The organism is Methylobacter sp. BBA5.1 (assembly GCF_000746145.1).
Lineage (GTDB): Bacteria > Pseudomonadota > Gammaproteobacteria > Methylococcales > Methylomonadaceae > Methylobacter > Methylobacter marinus.
Genome location: NZ_JQKS01000005.1, coordinates 56,178 through 76,164, shown reverse-complemented (window position 1 = coordinate 76,164; position 19,987 = coordinate 56,178). Strand labels below are relative to the sequence as shown.

Annotated in this window: 23 protein-coding genes; 13 read left to right on the top strand and 10 right to left on the bottom strand. The window is 50.7% G+C overall.

The window, feature by feature from the left end; genetic code table 11:
• The first annotated feature begins 134 nt into the window (after positions 1–134).
• The 5 genes from EK22_RS04500 to EK22_RS04480 all read left to right on the top strand — a co-directional run bounded on the left by EK22_RS04500 (position 135) and on the right by EK22_RS04480 (position 4,137).
• Positions 135–1,703, top strand: coding sequence for an inorganic phosphate transporter (locus EK22_RS04500; protein ID WP_020159333.1), 1,569 nt, complete (start codon positions 135–137; stop codon positions 1,701–1,703).
• Between the two features lie 351 nt (positions 1,704–2,054).
• Positions 2,055–2,798, top strand: coding sequence for a septum site-determining protein MinC (gene minC, locus EK22_RS04495; RefSeq protein WP_036248450.1), 744 nt, complete (start codon positions 2,055–2,057; stop codon positions 2,796–2,798).
• A gap of 33 nt (positions 2,799–2,831) precedes the next feature.
• On the top strand, positions 2,832–3,641 hold the full coding sequence (gene minD, locus EK22_RS04490) for a septum site-determining protein MinD (protein ID WP_027147272.1): 810 nt from the start codon (positions 2,832–2,834) through the stop codon (positions 3,639–3,641).
• The gene (gene minE / locus EK22_RS04485) at positions 3,641–3,907 is read left to right on the top strand and encodes a cell division topological specificity factor MinE (protein WP_020159330.1); all 267 of its coding nucleotides are present in this window, start codon (positions 3,641–3,643) and stop codon (positions 3,905–3,907) included. Before minD ends, minE begins: the two co-directional genes overlap by 1 nt.
• Before the next feature lie 32 nt (positions 3,908–3,939).
• The gene (locus tag EK22_RS04480) at positions 3,940–4,137 is read left to right on the top strand and encodes a winged helix-turn-helix domain-containing protein (RefSeq protein ID WP_020159329.1); all 198 of its coding nucleotides are present in this window, start codon (positions 3,940–3,942) and stop codon (positions 4,135–4,137) included.
• Positions 4,138–4,196: 59 nt separating this feature from the next.
• On the opposite strand, the gene mgtE is transcribed toward EK22_RS04480, so the two are convergent.
• From mgtE to EK22_RS04430, 10 genes are all read right to left on the bottom strand, one after another.
• Positions 4,197–5,555, bottom strand: a complete 1,359-nt coding sequence (mgtE, locus tag EK22_RS04475; RefSeq protein WP_027147271.1) for a magnesium transporter — start codon at positions 5,553–5,555, stop codon at positions 4,197–4,199.
• Positions 5,556–5,631: 76 nt separating this feature from the next.
• Complete coding sequence (gene rapZ, locus EK22_RS04470; protein WP_020159327.1) at positions 5,632–6,489, bottom strand: RNase adapter RapZ; 858 nt, start codon at positions 6,487–6,489, stop codon at positions 5,632–5,634.
• A gap of 49 nt (positions 6,490–6,538) precedes the next feature.
• Positions 6,539–6,829 carry a ribosome hibernation-promoting factor, HPF/YfiA family gene (hpf, locus tag EK22_RS04465; RefSeq protein ID WP_020159326.1) on the bottom strand — a complete coding sequence of 97 codons (291 nt, stop codon included), beginning with the start codon at positions 6,827–6,829 and terminating at the stop codon, positions 6,539–6,541.
• A gap of 48 nt (positions 6,830–6,877) precedes the next feature.
• A complete protein-coding gene (locus tag EK22_RS04460; RefSeq protein WP_027147270.1) occupies positions 6,878–8,323 on the bottom strand; it encodes an RNA polymerase factor sigma-54 in 1,446 nt (481 codons plus the stop codon).
• A 30-nt stretch (positions 8,324–8,353) separates the two neighbouring features.
• Positions 8,354–9,079 (bottom strand): LPS export ABC transporter ATP-binding protein, encoded by a 726-nt coding sequence (gene lptB / locus EK22_RS04455; protein ID WP_020159324.1) that lies wholly within the window; start codon positions 9,077–9,079, stop codon positions 8,354–8,356.
• Positions 9,080–9,081: 2 nt separating this feature from the next.
• On the bottom strand, positions 9,082–9,600 hold the full coding sequence (gene lptA, locus EK22_RS04450) for a lipopolysaccharide transport periplasmic protein LptA (protein WP_036248446.1): 519 nt from the start codon (positions 9,598–9,600) through the stop codon (positions 9,082–9,084).
• On the bottom strand, positions 9,587–10,153 hold the full coding sequence (gene lptC, locus EK22_RS04445; RefSeq protein WP_036248444.1) for an LPS export ABC transporter periplasmic protein LptC: 567 nt from the start codon (positions 10,151–10,153) through the stop codon (positions 9,587–9,589). Before lptC ends, lptA begins: the two co-directional genes overlap by 14 nt.
• Positions 10,150–10,674 carry a 3-deoxy-manno-octulosonate-8-phosphatase KdsC gene (gene kdsC / locus EK22_RS04440; protein ID WP_027147269.1) on the bottom strand — a complete coding sequence of 175 codons (525 nt, stop codon included), beginning with the start codon at positions 10,672–10,674 and terminating at the stop codon, positions 10,150–10,152. Before kdsC ends, lptC begins: the two co-directional genes overlap by 4 nt.
• A 17-nt stretch (positions 10,675–10,691) precedes the next feature.
• Positions 10,692–11,669 carry a KpsF/GutQ family sugar-phosphate isomerase gene (locus tag EK22_RS04435; protein WP_020159320.1) on the bottom strand — a complete coding sequence of 326 codons (978 nt, stop codon included), beginning with the start codon at positions 11,667–11,669 and terminating at the stop codon, positions 10,692–10,694.
• 15 nt (positions 11,670–11,684) lie between these two features.
• Entirely contained in the window at positions 11,685–12,653 is a 969-nt protein-coding gene (locus EK22_RS04430; RefSeq protein WP_036248440.1) for a calcium/sodium antiporter, read from the bottom strand.
• Positions 12,654–12,883: 230 nt separating this feature from the next.
• Between EK22_RS04430 and EK22_RS04425 the strand changes: the two genes are divergently transcribed.
• The 8 genes from EK22_RS04425 to hisC all read left to right on the top strand — a co-directional run bounded on the left by EK22_RS04425 (position 12,884) and on the right by hisC (position 19,760).
• Positions 12,884–13,744: an ABC transporter ATP-binding protein gene (locus EK22_RS04425; RefSeq protein ID WP_036248438.1), complete on the top strand. Its 861-nt coding sequence runs from the start codon at positions 12,884–12,886 to the stop codon at positions 13,742–13,744.
• 2 nt (positions 13,745–13,746) lie between these two features.
• Positions 13,747–14,526 carry a lipid asymmetry maintenance ABC transporter permease subunit MlaE gene (gene mlaE, locus EK22_RS04420; RefSeq protein ID WP_036248436.1) on the top strand — a complete coding sequence of 260 codons (780 nt, stop codon included), beginning with the start codon at positions 13,747–13,749 and terminating at the stop codon, positions 14,524–14,526.
• Positions 14,527–14,531: 5 nt separating this feature from the next.
• Complete coding sequence (gene mlaD / locus EK22_RS04415; protein ID WP_020159316.1) at positions 14,532–15,011, top strand: outer membrane lipid asymmetry maintenance protein MlaD; 480 nt, start codon at positions 14,532–14,534, stop codon at positions 15,009–15,011.
• Positions 15,008–15,340 carry an STAS domain-containing protein gene (locus EK22_RS04410; protein ID WP_036248434.1) on the top strand — a complete coding sequence of 111 codons (333 nt, stop codon included), beginning with the start codon at positions 15,008–15,010 and terminating at the stop codon, positions 15,338–15,340. The genes mlaD and EK22_RS04410 overlap by 4 nt, the downstream gene beginning before the upstream one ends.
• 30 nt (positions 15,341–15,370) lie before the next feature.
• On the top strand, positions 15,371–16,636 hold the full coding sequence (murA, locus tag EK22_RS04405; RefSeq protein ID WP_020159314.1) for a UDP-N-acetylglucosamine 1-carboxyvinyltransferase: 1,266 nt from the start codon (positions 15,371–15,373) through the stop codon (positions 16,634–16,636).
• Positions 16,637–16,646: 10 nt separating this feature from the next.
• The gene (gene hisG, locus EK22_RS04400) at positions 16,647–17,273 is read left to right on the top strand and encodes an ATP phosphoribosyltransferase (protein WP_027160142.1); all 627 of its coding nucleotides are present in this window, start codon (positions 16,647–16,649) and stop codon (positions 17,271–17,273) included.
• A gap of 4 nt (positions 17,274–17,277) precedes the next feature.
• On the top strand, positions 17,278–18,588 hold the full coding sequence (gene hisD, locus EK22_RS04395; RefSeq protein ID WP_036248432.1) for a histidinol dehydrogenase: 1,311 nt from the start codon (positions 17,278–17,280) through the stop codon (positions 18,586–18,588).
• 83 nt (positions 18,589–18,671) lie between these two features.
• Entirely contained in the window at positions 18,672–19,760 is a 1,089-nt protein-coding gene (gene hisC, locus EK22_RS04390) for a histidinol-phosphate transaminase (protein WP_020159311.1), read from the top strand.
• Positions 19,761–19,987: the final 227 nt, after the last annotated feature.

Sequence of the window (19,987 nt, the reverse complement as noted above, 5' to 3'; positions counted from 1 at the left end):
AACACCTTATAAATCAAAAGGTTTTATTAAAGCTCCCCTGTTCAAAATCTTCCTTATCATTTATTAAATCAGCACTTCCCTCTGCCTTAAGATAAAATGCGCGGCAATTGGTGATAATTCAAAGGGGGAAATACGTGGACTTAAACAATATCAACCAGATCGAACATGCCGGCTTATCCACTCGCAAGGAAATATTGCGGGTCGGCTTCGCACTGGTTTTCATGATCGCGGTCATGCTGTATGTAGGCAATTCCACCGAGCCTGTGGCCCAGCATTACCTGTTGATCATAGCCGCCGTGATTGGCGGATATATGGCTTTAAATATCGGCGCGAATGATGTGGCTAACAATGTCGGCCCGGCGGTCGGTTCGCAAGCCTTAACGATGACCGGCGCAATCATTATCGCCGCCATCTTCGAGGCGGCCGGCGCGCTCATCGCCGGCGGCGATGTGGTCGGCACCATTAAATCCAGCATCATTGACCCGTCCATGCTCAAGGATGCGGATACGTTTATCTGGCTGATGATGGCGGCTCTGCTGGCCGGCGCCCTCTGGCTTAACCTCGCGACCGCCCTTAATGCCCCCGTTTCAACGACGCACTCGATCGTCGGCGCGGTATTGGGCGCGGGTATTGCCGCAGGCGGCTTGGATATCGCCAACTGGCCAGTGCTGGGAGAAATTGTCGCCAGCTGGGTTATTTCACCGGTACTTGGCGGCATCATCGCCGCGGGCTTCCTGTATTTCATCAAGCGCACCATTACCTATCAGGAAGACATGGTACGAGCCGCCACCAAAATAGTGCCACTGCTTATTGCTTTCATGGTCTGGGTTTTCTCCACTTATCTAATCATGAAAGGCCTTAAACATCTCTGGAAAATCGAGTTTCTGCCGGCCAGCGCTATCGGCTTGGCTCTAGCCGTGGCCGCTTATCTGGCAGTCAAACCGATGATCAGCAAAATCGCGTTAACCATGGATCAGTCTAAAGCCAACATTAACAAGCTGTTTACGTTACCAATGGTATTTTCGGCCGCGCTGCTCAGTTTTGCGCATGGCGCCAACGACGTTGCCAATGCCGTAGGTCCATTGGCGGCAATAAACGATGCCATATTCAGCGGCGGCGTTGCTCCCAAAGCCTCTATTCCGGTCTGGGTCATGATGGTCGGCGCTATTGGCATTTCCATCGGTCTGGCTTTGTACGGCCCTAAACTGATCCGCACAGTCGGCAGCGAAATCACCGAACTCGATAAAATGCGCGCCTTCTGTATAGCCATGTCGGCGGCCTTTACGGTCATCATTGCCAGCCAGATGGGCTTACCGGTCAGTTCGACTCATACCGCTGTTGGCGCCGTATTCGGCGTAGGCTTTCTACGCGAATACCTAAAACACAGCGATGCCAAAAGAATAGAAGAGATTAAAGCGCATCACGAACATGACAATCCGGAAACAGTGGATGAGTTCCTGAGAAACTTCAAGAAAGCGTCTATTGAAAAGAAAGGGCAGATGCTGAAAGAACTGAAGCAGGCACGAGAAGCGGCGCCGCTGACAAAAAAAGAGCGCAAAAGCCTTAAAAAGGTCTATCGCAAACAACTGGTCAAGCGCTCGCACCTCTATAAGATTGCGGCAGCCTGGATTATCACAGTGCCCTCATCAGCCATACTGGCCAGCCTGTTGTTTTTCACTATCAGAGGCATGATGCTGCCTTAGGAACGGGAATGAAATAAGACCCGCAATTGAGGCAGGATTTCTGTTCCTGTTCAAGGCGCGCAAACAGGCGCATAGCAAGCTATGTAACTGTTTGCGCAACGCCGAAGAGGGACAGAAAGACAAGTCAGTTGCGGGAGTTATAAAATCCCCGTTCCTTAGCTCGATGACCTAAATCATAATATCCAGCCAAAGCATCAAAGACCGGGTGAACGGTCGATCATTGCCGCCGTTCACCCGGAAACAGCCCATCAACATCCAGATACGAACAAGGAAATTAATAACGCCAGAAAAATGATTTTTTCCAGCAGCAGTGTTAGAATTTCTCAACTAATGACCAACCAGATTTAACGGATGTCGACAGACCCTCAAACAACGCCTTACCGCCCCCCTGCCCTGGAATTTAAGAGCAGTACTTTTTCCGTACCCGTTTTAATCCTGTTCGATAATGACACGGTAATTATCGAGCAACAGCTCCAGGAAAAAGTACGTCAGGCACCTGAATTTTTCAAAAACTCCCCACTGGTATTTGATTTGCAGGAACTGAACAAGCAGGAGCGCGAGGTTGATATTGCCGAACTGACGAAAATCATTCGCAAGCTTAATCTATTGCCGATTGGCATACGCGGCGGCACCGCGCAACAGAACCAACAAGCAATAACCCAGGGCATTCCCGTCCATTCCATTCATAGCGGTAGCACGTCGACGCCGGCGCCTGCGGAAACAGTAAAGCCGAAAAAAATCACTCCGAAACCGGACCCCAAGACAGAGCCTGCAATCAGCACGTTGATTACTCAGCCTATCCGTTCCGGCCAACGCCTTTATGCCGAGGGAGATTTGATCGTTCTGGCCCAAGTCAGTGCCGGCGCCGAAATTCTGGCCGAAGGCAATATTCATGTGTATGGAACGTTAAGGGGGCGGGCTTTGGCTGGCGTGCAGGGCAATCAGGAAGCGCGTATCTTCTGCTCCGATTTGCAAGCTGAACTCATCTCGATTGCCGGCACTTACAAAATCAGCGAGGATCTGGATGAGTCCGTCCGCGGCAAGCCCGTCCAGATCTACTTACAAAACGAAAATTTGATCATTCAAGATCTTTAATTAATTAATACCGCTAACTTGGAGGAATAACCCTTGGCAAGAATCATCGTCGTAACGTCCGGTAAAGGTGGTGTTGGCAAAACAACAACGAGCGCCGCCATTTCCATGGGGCTTGCAAAAAAAGGCTACAAAACGGCCGTCATTGATTTTGACGTAGGCTTGCGTAATCTGGATTTGGTGATGGGCTGCGAACGTCGTGTTGTTTATGACTTTATCAACGTCATCAATGGCGAAGCCAACCTTAATCAGGCGTTGATTCGCGACAAACATTGCGAGCAGCTTTATATTCTGCCCGCCTCGCAAACGCGCGACAAGGATGCCTTAAGTGTTGAAGGCGTGGGCAAAATCCTGGAAGAACTATCCAAGGAATTTCAATACATCGTCTGCGATTCTCCGGCCGGCATTGAAAAAGGCGCTCATTTGGCGATGTATTTTGCCGACGACGCTTTTGTCGTAACCAACCCGGAAGTGTCTTCGGTTAGAGACTCAGATCGTATGCTAGGCCTTTTGTCGAGTAAATCGCGCCGGGCAGAACAAAACGAAGAACCGATCAAAGAATACCTGTTGCTGTCCCGTTATTCACCGGATCGGGTAAAATTAGGCGAAATGCTCAGTGTAAAAGACGTTCAGGAAATTTTATCATTGCATTTACTGGGCGTGATTCCGGAATCAAAATCGGTATTGAATGCATCGAACTCAGGCATTCCTGTTATTCTGGACCAGAAAAGCGATGCCGGCCAGGCCTATGCCGACATTGTTGCTCGCTACCTGGGCGAGGAAAAACCCCATCGTTTTATTGATGAGAAAAAAGGTATTTTCGGGAAGCTTTTCGGGGGTAAATAATGAGTTTACTCGATTATTTTAGAGTCACTAAAGCCAGTTCGGCATCGGTGGCAAAAGAAAGACTGCAGATTCTGGTGGCTCATGAGCGCTCCTCCAGAAGCCAGCCCTCCTATCTTCCCCAGTTACAAAAAGAGTTACTGGAAGTCATACGAAAATACGTTAACGTAGGGCAAGATGCCATTTCAGTTAATTTTGAACAGGATGATGATCAGGAAATACTTGAATTAAATATCGTCTTGCCTGATCATCAGGCTAAGAAGTCTTAATTTTCAACCCATTAAATAATAAGGTGATCTATATGTCTAAAACGATTGGCGAGGCTGCCGGCAAAATCTGGCATTATTTGGATAAAAACGGACCGGCTAGCGTATCTAAAGTAACCTCTGAAACAGGGATTAATAAAAATGACATTCAACGCGCCATCGGCTGGTTGGCTAAGGAAGACAAGCTATCCATCGAAATGAAAGGCCGCGCTGAAACATTATCATTGAAATAAAACACAGACAAAACAAAAGGCTAAAGTTAAAAAACCACTACTTTAGCCTTGCCATGATTTCATATCAGAAACAGAGTCGCTAATCCCAGGAAAGCCATGAAACCGATAACATCGGTTACCGTGGTTAATAACACGCCACCCGCCAGGGCCGGGTCTATTCCCATCTTCTGCAGTATTAACGGAATGCTGGCACCGGCCAATGCGGCGCAAACCAGATTGATGAGCATGGCACAGCCCAGCAATAACCCGAGACCGGCGCTTTGGAACCAAATACCCGCTATGCAGGCCACGACAACGGCCCATAAGGCGCCGTTCACAATACCGACCGAGATTTCCTTTTTAAACAGTCTCACGGCATTGATGCTGCTAATCTGCCGCAACGCCAACCCACGGATCACCAGTGTCAATGTTTGGCTTCCGGCAATGCCGCCCATACTGGCAACGATGGGCATCAATACCGCCAATGCCACAATCCGGTCTAAAGTTGCCTCGAATAAACCGATAACCCAGGATGCCAGGAAAGCCGTCAGCAGGTTAACGCCCAGCCAGACCGCCCGCCGTTTGGCGCTGGTTACTACCGGCGCGAACATATCCAGTTCCTCATCCAGCCCCGCCATGCTCATCAGCGAGTGATCAGCCTCCTCGCGAATAACATCGACGATATCGTCGACAGTGATTCTTCCCAACAACTTGCCGTCCTCGGCAACGACCGGCGCGGATATCATATCGCGCTGCTCAAACAATAAAGCGACCTCCCCGGCCGGCATCTGGTAGGGAATACCGCTCATACTGAAATCCATCACGTCCGACACCATGACATGAGGATTTGTAGTCAATAATACCGCTAAAGGCAAAACACCCTGAAAATGATCATTCCGATCGACAACGATCAAATTGTCCGTCGCCCTGGGCATGGTTCCGCGCTTTCTTAAATAACGCAGCACAACATCCAGCGACACATCGGCCCGCACCGTCAGGACGTCAAGACTCATCAAACCGCCTGCCGTATGATCGTCATACGATAAAGCCGATTCCAGACGCAGCCTTTCCTGAATGCCGATCGAGTCCGTCACCTTGGAGAGTAGCGGCTCGGGAAGCGTATGCAGCAAATCGATCAGGTCATCCGATTCCAGACTTTCCACTGCGGCAGTCAAGTCTTTCCAGTCGGTAATCGCCATGAGCCCGCTCGCCACCTCGACATGCAGGTTCACCAGGATTTCCCCCATAATTTCCGGCGGAATGACTTTCCAGATTGTTTTTCTGTCTCCGGGCCCCAGCGATTCAATTAAAAGCGCTATTTCCGCAGGATATAATTCTTTAATGAACTGCCTGATGTCATACAACGATCCCTTACCCAGCAGTTCTATCATTCGTTTAAGAAGAAGTTCGTTATTGTCTTGTTGTGCAGTACCTGACATAGAAGAAATATCCATACGAACCGGCATAGCAGATCATTGCCATGCCAATTCCAGTTAATTGAGTGCGGAAAAAAGACTAATGCAGTTCTCTATGGCGAACAATTACGTTCAGAGACAAATTTTTAAACTGCTGTGCCAGGGAGTCAACCAAATATACCGATCGATGCTGACCGCCTGTGCATCCTATTGCGACGGTCAAATAGCTGCGCCCTTCGGCTTCAAAGCGAGGAATCCAACGTTGAAGAAAATCAGTAATATCCTGAAAAAACTCGGCGACTAAAGGTTGTTCTTTAAGAAAATCCGCCACCGGCAGATCCTTTCCGGTTAAACCGCGCAATTCCGGAATCCAGTGGGGATTTGGCAGAGTACGGGCATCGAATACAAAATCGGCATCCAACGGCACCCCATGCTTAAAGCCAAATGATTGAAACTGCAAGGCGATATGCCGGGCATCCCGTTCCCCGATCTGATCCTTGATCAATTCCCGCAACTGATGGTAATGCGTTCGACTGGTATCGATCACGACATTGGCATGCCGGGCAATCGGGGTCAGCATTTCCCGTTCGATTTTCAGCGCTTCTTTTAGCGGAATATTGAAGTCCGTTAATGGATGGCGCCGACGGGTTTCGCTATACCGTTTCAATAACGTCGATTCTTCAGCCTGCATAAACATGATTTCGCAATCGATCCCTTTACTGCGAATTAAACCCAGACAATCCGAAAAATTGAGCAGGCTTTCGGTCTGGTTTCTGGCATCAATGCCAATCGCCGTCTTTTTATAGGTTTTTTTATCGACCAGCATGACGTGGCTGATAAAATCCTCCAGCAAAGTTACCGGCAGATTATCTATACAATAGTAACCGCAATCCTCCAGCGTTTCTAACGCGATACTTTTACCGGAACCGGAGAGGCCGCTGACGATTAATAGCTTCATAATAACAGGCGCAAGATTAAAGTTTCATTTAGCCTTGCGCCTCCCCACCTTATCTGTGGCTTCCGACTTTTTCTTTATGCTTGATAATTTGGCGGTCCAGTTTGTCTACCAGATTATCAATGGCGGCGTACATATCTTCCTGGTGATCTTCGGCAAACAATTTAGCACCGCTGAGCTGCAAGGTTGCTTCGGCTTTTTGGACTAATTTTTCTACACTTAAAATAACATGTACATCAGTGACATTATCAAAATGACGAGCCAGTTTTTCAAATTTGCTGTCAACGTGTGCTTTTAACGCATCAGTTACTTCAAGATGATGGCCGGTTACACTAACTTGCATGAATAAACTCCTAAGGATGAATGATTGGTTTGTTGGTATCAGTTAGCGTCATAAGATACGCTTTCTCTGACTGGATGATGAAATAAACATCGCTTCGCGATACTTGGCAACAGTCCTTCTCGCTACATTGATGCCTTTTTCTTTTAATAAATCGGATATTTTACTATCACTTAACGGTCTTGCTGGATTTTCATTTCCGATTAATTCTTTAATAAAGGCTCTGATGGCCGTTGCCGAACACTCTCCACCGCCTTCCGTCGAGACATGACTGGAAAAGAAGTACTTGAATTCGACGATACCATTCGGCGTATGCATGTATTTCTGCGTGGTCACGCGCGATATGGTGGACTCGTGCAACTCCAGCTCCTCGGCAATATCCCTGAGTACCATGGGTTTCATGGCTATGGGACCATGTTCAAGGAATGCCGGCTGCTTTGCCACGATGCAGCGCGCCACGCGCAACAAGGTGTCGTTACGGCTGTGCAGGCTCTTGATGAACCAGCGGGCTTCCTGCAGGTGGTCTTTCATCGAAGCATTGTCCTTGCTGTTATCAGACCTTTTGATCAGCGCCGAATAAAAAGGGTTTATGCGCAGCTTGGGTGCGATATCCGGATTAAGATGCACTTGCCAGGTGCCGTCCTGTTTGGTCACGTAGACATCGGGGATCACATATTCGGAACCGCTATCCTGTATACGCGCGCCGGGCTTGGGATCCAAAGTCCGGATCAATGCAATAATCGACTCCAGTTGTCGCTCCGTGACGCCTAGTCGACGCATCAGTTTGGCCTGGTCATGATTGGCCAACAAATCCAGATAGCGACAGACAAGCGCCAGCGCTTCTTTTTTGTAAGGCGTTGAATCCGGCAACTGTTGCAATTGTATTGCCAGGCAGTCACTTAAATCAATCGCGGCAACGCCTGCCGGATCAAAATTCTGCACCCGGTGCAGTACCGCTTTAACCTCATCGCAGTCGAGATCATCCAACTGGGACTGTAACCCCTGGAATATATCATCGAGACTGTTTCTTAGATAACCGTCTTCATTAACGGAATCGATAATGGCGATGGCGATGGCGTGATCACGCTCGGAGAACCGGGTCAGTTCCAATTGCCATAACAAATGATCCAACAAGGTTGAAGACTTGCTGCGCTGGGTTTCGAATTCAACCGTATCAGCGGAATTAGTGCCCGCCGCCATGACATTTTCATAAATATCATCCCATGAAGAATCTATCGGCAGTTCATCCGGAATATCGGTTTGCGATCCTTCGCTGGTCACCGAATCAGAATTATCAATTTTCTTTTCGGGTGCCATCTCCGTATCCGGCAAAGTGCTTTCCTCTTCACTGATTTCCAGCATCATATTGGATTCCAGTGCCTGCTGTATTTCCTGCTGCAGATCCAGAGTCGACAACTGAAGCAACCTGATCGCCTGCTGCAATTGCGGCGTCATCGTCAGTTGCTGGCCTAGCCGAAGGTGTAAGGATTGTTTCATCGTAATATAATCTTTTGTAAATACTTCAACTTAAAGACTAAAGTTATCGCCTAAATAAACTTTTCGCACTTCCTGATTGGCAACGATGGCTGCCGCTCCGCCTTCCGCAATCACCCTGCCATCGGCAAGTATATACGCTCGATCACAAATACTTAATGTTTCTCTGACATTATGCTCGGTAATTAAGACACCGATGCCACGATATTTCAAATGCTCTATGATCTTTCTGATATCCTCTACCGAGATCGGATCAACACCAGCGAAAGGCTCATCCAGCAATATAAATTGCGGATTGGTGGCCAATGCCCTGGCAATTTCAACGCGCCGCCGTTCGCCGCCGGATAACCCCAGGGCAATCTGATCGCGCAGATGCTGGATATGAAACTCCTGCAACAGCTCCTCAATGACCAACTCGCCCTGCCCTTTGGTCAGATCGGCACGAATCTGTAGTACGGCGCGCAAATTATCCGCCACGCTCAGCTTGCGAAACACGGACGGCTCCTGCGGCAGATAACCGATACCCAATTGCGCTCTTAAGTGCATAGGATGATGGGTTAAGTCGTGCGAGTCCAGGGTAATTTGACCTTCATCGGCTTTAATCAGCCCCACCATCATATAAAAGCTGGTTGTTTTACCGGCCCCGTTAGGTCCCAGCAAACCGACAACTTCACCGGTATTGACATGCAATGACACGCCATTGACCACATTACGTTTATTGTAATTTTTAATCAGTTGTTTTGCAGAGAGTTTAGCCATTTTTACTTAGCTTCTTTGGGTTTCGGTTTCAGTATGACGCGCACGCGCTTTGAATCGGAGGATTTTTCCCCTGCCCTGACGACCGAATTTTTACTATCGTATTCGATTAACTTGCTGGAATAAGTGGCATTGCCCTGCCAGACCGTCGCCTCATCAATCAGAATCAGCAGGTTCTTTTTAGGGTAATATTCACCGATCAATGCTTCACCGGTAATGTCTTCCTCACCCTCGCTGGGCTTCTGTCTGAATTTTGCCTTATTACCAGTAAACACCAGCTTCTCGGCATCGCCATTGACAAAATGTACCACCAGCTTGTCGGAATGGACTTTGATACTGCCCTGAATGGAGATTACGTTGCCCGTATAAATGCTTATGGCTTTGCTATCATCGTAAGTCGCCGTGTTGGAATCTATCGTGATCGGTTGCTCGGAATCGCTTTTCAGCGCCATTGAAGTGGAACTGTACAAACCTAATAGCAAGGCAAAACCGCAGAAAATTGCCGGATTTTTAATGTGTTTCATACTTTCCTCGCACGTTAGCGAGCAATTTAATGTTAATTGGATTGGAAAAAACGAGTTTCATGCCGGTACCCGTGGTGACATTAGGCGGGCTAATCAGCTCCGCCCATTCATCAGTTTCCGCATAGCTGGTTTCCGGCTTGACCCTGACATTGGAAGTATTGATTATAAGCTGGTTAACGTCCTCGCCCTTGGCTCTTTCTACATTGACCTTGCCGGTCAACAACAGATCCTTGCCGTCGGCGGATAAAATACCGGCTTCCGACTTAACAACCCAGGGCGGCGTTTTTTCCTTATGAAAAAACATCACAGGATTCTCCAAATGTGTCGTGCCATCATCGTTATAGTGAGTCATTTTATCGGCCAGCAATTTATTTTTTAACTTGCCCGTTTCATCCATTTCCCATTTTGTATAGCCTTTGCTGAAATAATCCGGACTATGATCCGGAGCCGGAGCCCGCACCTCATCCACTCCGGTCAATTTAACCAGCCACCAGCTCATTACGGCAATAATGGCGATATACAGGTAAATATATTTTCCATTCAAACTGATCATTTCAGGTAAGCGTTCACCACCTCGTCAAAACGGCCTTGAGCCTGCATGATTAAATCACAGACTTCCCTGACGGCGCCATGGCCACCAGGCAGTCGCGTATACCAGTCGGCACGCTGCTTAACGGCAAAATTCGCGTCATTAACCGCGATCGCAAGACCGACCCGGGTCATGATCGGCAGATCCAGCAGGTCATCCCCTACATGAGCGGCCTGATCCGGCGTTATGCGCAATTTATCGATAATTTCGTTAAACGCGGCAATTTTATTTTCATGACCTTGATAGACATACTCAATGCCCAGATTCTTCATGCGCAGCGCCACCGAATTCGATTTGCGGCCGGAAATAACCGCCACTTCCACGCCGGTTTGCCGCAGCAGTTTGATGCCGTGCCCATCGCGGGCATGGAAGGCTTTATATTCGTTGCCTTCATTGTCAAAAAAAAGCTTGCCATCCGTTAACACGCCATCCACATCCAAAATCAGAAGCTTCAGCTTTCTGGCTTTTTCCATTACGACTCGCATTTGCTCAGTTTCCGTCATTACACTATTCCCGCATGGATCAGGTCATGCATATTCAAGGCCCCTATCGCGCGCCGATTATCGTCAACGACAATCAACGCATTAATTTTTTTCTGTTCCATGATCCGCATGGCTTCGGCGGCGAGAATGTCTTCCGGAATAACAGCACAATTCGGGGTCATGACTTCAGTAATGGCGGTGCGATGGATATCCAGATTCCGGCTCAGCATGCGCCGCAAATCGCCGTCGGTAAAAATCCCGATGACCCGGTTGTCGGTATCGACAATCGTGGTCATGCCCAGTTTTTTTTCAGTCATCTCCAGCAAAGCCTCGCCGATCAGCGCCGTCTCCGGCACTGACGGCACTTTATTACCGGCATGCATGATATCACTGACCATTAATAACAGCCGTTTGCCTAAACTGCCGCCAGGATGCGAAAGCGCAAAATCATCGCGCGTAAATCCACGCGCATCTAGCAATGACACCGCCAAGGCATCGCCCATCACCAGTGCCGCGGTTGTACTGGAGGTCGGTGCCAGTCCCAGCGGACAAGCCTCTTGCTCAACCCCTACATAAATATGCGCGGTGGCGAATTTGGCCATTGTGGAAGCCGGATTCCCCGTCATTGCGATTAAAGGCACGCCCAACCGCTTGATAATCGGCAGGATAGTCAAGAATTCGCTGGTTTCACCGGAGTTTGACAAGGCCAGCACGACGTCGTGCCGGGTAATCATGCCCAGATCGCCGTGACTGGCTTCCCCCGGATGCACAAAAAAAGCCGGCGTTCCGGTGCTTGCCAACGTAGCGGCAATCTTGCCGGCGATATGTCCCGATTTGCCCATGCCGGTAACGACGACGCGCCCGGTACAATTGAACATCAGCCGGCAGGCGGCGACAAATTCATCATTAATCTGATCGGCTAAAGAAGCGATCGCCTGCTTTTCCACCTGAATGACAGCCAGCGCCAATTCACGGAGTTTTTGATCATGTATTTTCATTTTCTGCCGGTAAAATCAGACGGAAACCGCACTTTGATAAATAACCCATTGATAAGCGACATAGGCGGACAATAAGCCAAAACCCTCCCAATGATTAATATACCCGGCTTTCGAAATGCCATAACCGAGGATAAACAAGACGCCGGTATACGCCAGCATAACCGGGAAATCGCGATCAAGAACACTTTCAGCAACGGGACCGGGCGCCATCACGCCCGGCACCGAATAGACAGCCAGCAAATTATAAATATTCGATCCGATAATATTGCCAACCGCCAGATCATCCTCTTTCTTCAATACGCTGCCAATTGATGCGGCCAGTTCCGGCAGGCTCGTGCCTACAGCGACAATCGTCAGACCAATCACCACATCACTGACATCAAAAAACCGGGCGATATTGACTGCCGACATCACCAATATGCGCGAGCTCAACAGCAACCCTATCAATCCCAACAAAAAATATGCCCAAGCTTTGTTGCCGGGCAGGCCTTCGGGTAATCCTGTGTCCGCCGCATCGCTCAAGGAGCCGTTTTGCTTCTCATTAACAGCCGAACGAATCAGCCATCCTGTAAACAGGCCTAGCCCGGCCAGCAGCAACAGGCCGTCAAAAATATCCAGGCCATCAAAAGTCAGCAGATAGCTGCCGATGCTGATGCCCATTAAAATCGGCAGTTCTCTCTTCAAAATGCCGGTATGAAATGCCAAAGGCGCAATCAGCGCCGTCCCGCCCATGATTAAACCAATATTGGCTATATTCGAACCCAGGGCATTACCCACCGCCAATCCGGCATTGCCTTGCCAGGACGCAATGGTTGATATCAGAATTTCCGGGGCACTGGTTCCCAAACTGACTATCGTCAAGCCGATGAGCAATGGGGAAACACCCAGGTTTCTGGCAATGGATGCCGTTCCAGTAACGAATTTATCCGCCGAATACGCTAAAACGCCCACCCCCGCCAGCAGCGCAATAAAATTGATAACCATAGGTTGCCAGTTCGAAAAATTGCCTATTATGCCATGTTTATTTCATTGATGTATTATAGAGCTTCTAATGAAGATACAAGTTTGCAGTATTTAATTATTGCCTTACAGCGTCCCTGCATCGATCATCAGACGCTGCTTTTTCTTTCTCAAACAGCCATATATTGACTTAACAGGGACTAGTCATAGAAAATAGCTTGTTTAGATTTCGAAACATATATCTTAAACCGCGCATGGATAACAGCGTCTCCTCCCAAAACAGCTTGGTTTCTGTTCATAATTTGTCGTTTTCCCGGGGCAACAAGAAAATATTTGACGATATTTCACTGGAATTCGAGCGCGGCAAGATTACCGCCATCATGGGCCCTAGCGGCACAGGCAAAACCACGCTGTTAAAATTGATCGGCGGTCAATTATTCCCTGAACGAGGCTCGGTAACGGTAAACGGACAAAACGTCCATCGCTTGCGTCGATCGGAATTGTACAATTTGCGCAAACGCATGGGCATGCTTTTCCAAAGCGGCGCCTTGTTAACCGACATGAGCGTTTATGATAATGTCGCTTTTCCGTTACGCGAACACACCCATCTGCCCGAATCCATGATCCGCACGCTGGTCCTGATGAAACTACAGGCCGTAGGACTGAGGGGCGCGCGCGACCTGATGCCCAATGAATTGTCCGGCGGCATGGCCAGACGCATTGCCCTGGCCAGGGCGATTGCCCTGGACCCGATGATGATTATGTACGACGAACCGTTTACTGGCCAGGATCCAATATCCATGGGGGCGCTGGTGCATCTGATCAAATCATTGAACACTACCCTGGGCCTGACCAGCATCATCGTCTCGCACGATGTCCATGAAACAGCCGCGATCGCCGATTATATCTATGTGATATCGGATGGCAAAATTGTCGGCCAGGGCACACCGGCAGAGATTCAACAATCGGAATCGGAATGGGTTCAACAATTCATGACCGGCGCGGCGGACGGACCGGTACATTTTCATTACCCTGCGGTAGACTATGTTGACGACCTGCTTTCATCGGCAAAACGGTCCCGCCGCCGGGTATCAAAGCGCTACGGGCAGCTATAAACATGATTCAATTTGTACAATATCTGGGCAGAACGACACGTGCCAGTTTTACCAAACTGGGGCGTGGCACCTTCTTTCTGCTCCATACGCTTGCCGGCATTGGCGACGTCCTGCCGAGACCCAGACTCATTCTTAACCAGATGTATTCAGTCGGTGTCCTGTCTTTTCTTATTATCACCATTTCAGGGCTTTTTGTCGGCATGGTGCTGGGTCTGCAGGGTTATTACATTCTATCCGATTTTGGCGCCGAGGAGACGCTCGGCGTCATGGTTGCGGCGTCGCTGGTCAGGGAACTGGGCCCAGTGGTATCGGCCTTATTGTTCGCCGGCCGGGCCGGTTCCGCTTTGACGGCCGAAATCGGCCTGATGAAAGCGACAGAACAGCTTTCCGGCATGGAAATGATGGCCGTCGATCCGATTAAACGGATTATTTCCCCGCGTTTTCTAGCCGGCTTGTTATCCATGCCCTTGCTGGCGGCGTTATTCAGCATGATCGGCATCATCGGCGGTTTCATGGTCGGTGTCGGTTTGTTGGGTGTGGATGAAGGCGCTTACTGGTCACAAATGCAGGACAGCCTGGATTTCCAGGATGATATTGTCAATGGCGTCATCAAGAGTCTTGTTTTCGGTTTTGTCGCGACCTGGATAGCGCTGTTCGAAGGTTATGACACCATCCCGACTTCCGAGGGGGTCAGCCGCGCCACTACGCGCACCGTGGTCAATTCAGCTTTTAGTATTTTGGGTCTGGACTTCATCCTGACCGCACTCATGTTCGGAGATTAATTAACATGCAGCACACCAGTACCCAGGACACGCTTGTCGGGCTTTTTGTCGCCGCCGGCATCGTTGGCCTGCTCTTTCTTGCCCTGCAAGTCAGTGGTTTAAGCGCTTTTATTAAAGAAGATACCTATACGGTAACCGCCCGGTTTGAAAATTCCGGCGGGCTGAAGGTTAAATCCGCGGTTTCCTCGGCCGGTGTCAAAATCGGGCAAGTCAGCGCCATCAAATTTGACCCGACCACTTACGAGTCCGTCGTGGAAATGCGCATTAACTCGCGCTACAACACGCTTCCGGATGATACGAGCGCCAGCATCTTCACCGCCGGCCTGCTGGGCGAACAATATGTCAATCTGGTACCAGGCGGTTCGGATGAAACCTTGAAAGATGGCAGTATGATTGAACTCACGCAGTCAGCCATTATTCTGGAAAAGCTGATCGGCCAGTTCCTGTTTAAATCAGCTGAAGAAAAAGCGGAAACGAACAAGTGAGCAAGCTGAACATCATTAATCAGGGAGTTGGACACTTTATCATCGACGGGGATTTGACCTTTTCAACGATAGACAAACAGACGGCCAAATCATTTGCTTTCTCCAAGACAGCGAAACACATCAATATCGACCTCAGCCGTGTCTCGCGCACGGATAGTGCCGGACTTGCGCTCATGATCGAATGGATAAGATACGCGCGTGATCATAAAATTCAGCTGGGCTTTAAAAATATTCCCGAGCAACTGCTTAATCTTGCCAGACTGAGCGGCTTTGACATATCCAACCATTTTACCAGTCAGCCTGATTCGCCCGAGTTTACTGATCTTTAGCATTCACCAAGACAACCCAAGACATTCCGCATGGATAAACTAATCATTACCGGCGGCGCAAGACTTTCAGGAGAACTGCGCATCTCCGGCGCCAAAAATGCAGCTTTACCGATTCTGGCTGCGACATTGCTATCAGAAACCCCCGTCAGCGTCGGCAACATCCCGCATCTGCACGATATTACAACCACAATGGAGTTGCTGGGCCGCATGGGGGTTCAGCTCATCGTTGACGAAAAAATGAATATCGAAGTCGACACGAACTCGATCAACAGTTTCGAAGCACCGTACGAACTGGTCAAAACCATGCGCGCATCGATTCTGGTACTAGGTCCTTTGCTGGCCCGGCATGGCGAGGCGCATGTATCCTTGCCCGGCGGCTGCGCCATAGGCACACGCCCGGTCGACATTCACATCAACGGACTGATCAAGATGGGTGCCGATATTACCGTCGAGGGCGGTTACATCCATGCCAAGGTTAACCGCCTGAAAGGGTGTCGCCTGGTACTCGAACAGATTACCGTGACCGGCACGGAAAACCTGCTCATGGCGGCCACGCTGGCCGAAGGCACCACGATTATTGAAAATGCGGCGAGAGAGCCGGAAGTCAGCGACCTGGCGCATTTTCTGAATGCGATGGGCGCCAAAATTTCCGGCATCGGCACCGATGTCCTGGTGATTGAAGGCGTCGAAAAGCTGGGCGTGGACAATTTGCACTACGATATTCTGCCCGACCGTATTGAAACCGGCACCTACCTCGTTGCCGCCGCCATCACGGGAGGAAAAGTCAAACTGAAGAATACCCGGCCTGATCTGCTGGATGCGGTGCTGGCAAAACTGGTCGAAGCGGGCGCCGACATCACAGCCGGCGATAACTGGATTCAACTCGACATGCACGGCAACAAACCGAAAGCCGTCTCGGTGCGCACGGCCCCCTACCCGGCGTTTCCGACCGACATGCAGGCCCAGTTCACGGCCATGAACACCGTCGCCGAAGGCGTCGGCATCATTATCGAAACGGTGTTCGAAAACCGCTTCATGCATGTCCAGGAAATGCAGCGTATGGGCGCCGACATCAAACTGGAATCGAATACCGCCATCTGCACCGGCGTCAAAAAACTGACCGCGGCGCCGGTCATGGCGACCGATTTAAGAGCGTCCGCCAGTCTGGTCATCGCCGCCCTCGCCGCAGAAGGCGATACGCTGGTTGACCGCATCTACCATATAGACCGCGGTTACGATCATATTGAAGAAAAACTTTCGCAACTGGGCGCGACCATCCGCCGCGTCCCAAGATAAGGGATCTGCCATGCTGACTATCGCCGTATCCAAAGGCCGAATTTATGAAGAAGCCCTGCCCCTGCTGGAAGAGGCGGGCATCACGCCGATCGATGATCCGAAAAAATGCCGCAAGCTGATTTTGCAAACCAGCCGTGACGACGTTCAGCTGGTCATCATCCGCGCGACCGACGTGCCTACGTTTGTCGAATACGGCGCCGCCGACCTCGGCATCGCCGGTAAGGATGTGCTGCTGGAACACGGCGCCGAGAGCCTGTACGAGCCGCTGGACCTGAAAATCGCCTGCTGCCGGCTCATGACCGCCGCGCCCAAGGATGCGCCGGACATCTCGGGCCGAATCCGCGTGGCGACCAAATACGTCAAAACCGCCCAGCGCTATTTCGCCAGCCGCGGCATTCAGGCCGAAATCATCAAATTGTACGGCTCCATGGAACTGGCGCCGCTGGTGGGTCTGGCCGATTGCATCGTCGACCTCGTCGATACCGGCAACACCCTGAAAGCCAACGGCCTGGAACCGCGCGATCTCATTATGAATATCAGTTCCCGCCTGGTCGTGAACAAGGCGGCCATGAAAATGAAACACCAGGCGATTCAGTCACTACTCGATCAATTTGAAAAAACCCTTGCGGAAAGATAACGCCATGTCCGATTTAAACCTTACCAAACTGGATGCCTCGTCAGCCGATTTTGACCGGCAATTGAAAAACCTGCTCGCCTGGGACGAGACCGACGACCTGGAAATTCATCAACGCGTATTGTCCATTATTGCCGACGTGCGCAAAAACGGCGATAAAGCCGTGATCGAATACACCAACCGCTTCGATCACTGCCAGATTACCGATGCCGGCCAACTCGAACTGTCCCGGGACAGGCTGAAAGCGGCCTGGGAAAAACTGCCCGCCGATCAGGCCAAAGCCCTGCAGACAGCGGCCGACCGCATTCGCGCTTATGCGGAAAAACAGAAGATGGAGTCCTGGCAATACACCGAAGCCGACGGCACCATGCTGGGACAAAAAGTCACCCCGCTGGACCGCGTCGGACTTTATGTGCCGGGCGGCAAAGCCGCTTACCCGTCTTCCGTGCTGATGAACGCGATCCCGGCCAAGGTCGCCGGCGTCGGCGAACTGATCATGGTTGTGCCTACGCCGCATGGCGAAACCAATGAACTGGTGCTGGCGGCCGCGTATCTGGCCGGCGTCGACCGGGCCTTCGCCATCGGCGGCGCCCAAGCGGTCGCGGCACTGGCTTACGGCACGGAAACGGTTCCGGCCGTAGCCAAAATCGTCGGCCCCGGCAATATTTACGTCGCCACGGCCAAGAAACTGGTTTTCGGGCAGGTCGGCATCGACATGATTGCAGGCCCTTCGGAAATTCTGGTGATCTGCGACGGCAAGACCAACCCGGACTGGATTGCCATGGACCTGTTCTCGCAGGCCGAGCACGATGAAGACGCGCAAGCCATCCTGATCAGTGACGACGCCAGCTTCCTGAGCGCCGTCGAGCAAAGCATCCGCAACCTGTTGCCGCAGATGGAGCGTGCGGACATTATCAGAACCTCGCTGGCCACGCGCGGCGCGCTGATCAAAGTCGGCAATTTAGGGGAAGCCGCCGAGGTGGCCAACATCATCGCGCCGGAACACCTGGAACTGTCGGTTGAAGATCCCGCGGCCCTGTGCGAGCGCATCCGCCATGCCGGCGCCATTTTCATGGGCCGCTATACCGCAGAAGCCTTAGGCGACTACTGCGCCGGCCCCAACCATGTGTTGCCGACATCGAGCACCGCACGCTTCTCATCGCCTTTAGGAGTCTACGACTTCCAGAAGCGCTCCAGCTTGATCAACTGCTCCGAAGCGGGCGCGGACATGCTGGGCAGAACCGCATCGATACTGGCGCGCGGCGAGAGCCTGACCGCCCATGCACGTTCCGCCGAATACCGAATAAAGTCAGAGTAAGGCCCAAGGTGCAGGGCGGACAGGTTTTCGCCCTGCACCTTGGCAATTACTTTTCACCTTTGTCTTGAGTCTTAAATTAATGTATGTCACAAAATGATCTGATTGCCTCCGTGTTCCGCCGGGAAGTGCTGGCCCTGTCTGCCTATAAAGTGGCTGACGCCACAGGCTTGATCAAACTCGATGCTATGGAAAATCCTTACTCTTGGCCTGACGATATCAAGGCCAGCTGGCTCGAAGCACTGAAAGACTGCCCGCTGAACCGGTATCCCGATCCTGAAGCCAAAGCGCTTGCGGCAACGCTGAGACGCTTGAATCAGTTGCCCGACCAGTTCGAACTACTGCTGGGCAATGGCTCCGATGAGATCATTCAATTGCTGTTGATGGCGCTGCCGCCGGATGCCGGCGTCATGGCGCCTGACCCCGGCTTCGTCATGTATAAACAGCTGAGCCACTGCCTGGGTCTGAGCTATCATAGCATTCCGTTACAGGCCGATAATTTTGATCTGGATGTACCGGCCATGCTGGCGACCATTGAAGCGCACCAGCCTTCGGTTATTTTTCTGGCCTATCCCAACAACCCGACCGGCAACCTGTTCAGCGAAGACGCGATGTTGGCCGTCATCAAGGCAGCCAAAGGGCTGGTGGTCATTGATGAGGCTTACGCGCCCTTTGCCGACGCCAGCTTTATGGGCCGGCTGGATCAATTCGATAACCTCCTGGTCATGCGTACCGTATCCAAACTGGGGCTGGCCGGCCTGCGCCTGGGTTATATTGCCGGCAACCGGGCCATTATCGAGCAACTCAACAAAATCCGCCTGCCTTATAACATCAACAGCCTCACACAGATCAGCGCCGACTTTGCCCTGTCCAATAAATCGCTGTTTGACAGCCAAACACGGCAAATCCGCGCCGAGCGGGCCGTTGTCTTTGAACAAATGAACAACATGGACGGCATTACCGCCTATCCGAGCGCGGCTAATTTCATTCTGTTCAGAACGCCGAAAAACCAGGCGAACAGCATTTTCGCTTCCTTGAAAGAACAAGGCATTTTGATAAAAAATCTGGCACCGCAAGGCGGCCTGTTAAGCGATTGCCTGCGTGTAACCATTGGAACTCCGGAGGAAAATAAAGCGTTTCTTGCCGCATTAAGAAATGGTCTGGCCGCTCAATAAGCTGATACAGGCTATCTGTCAAGCTGTTGACCCTACAAAAAATCACTGTCGAGCGAGATACAGCACGTTATGACAGGACAAATTATAAAGTCCATAGCTTTAAGCGGAGTATGTATTGTGCTTTTAAATCCAGTCAGGATGCCGGTTAGCGGGCAAGTGCGTTTAAACGCTTCAAAATAGATAAGTTGTAATGGTATATTGGCGACCATAAAAACTAGAAAACCATG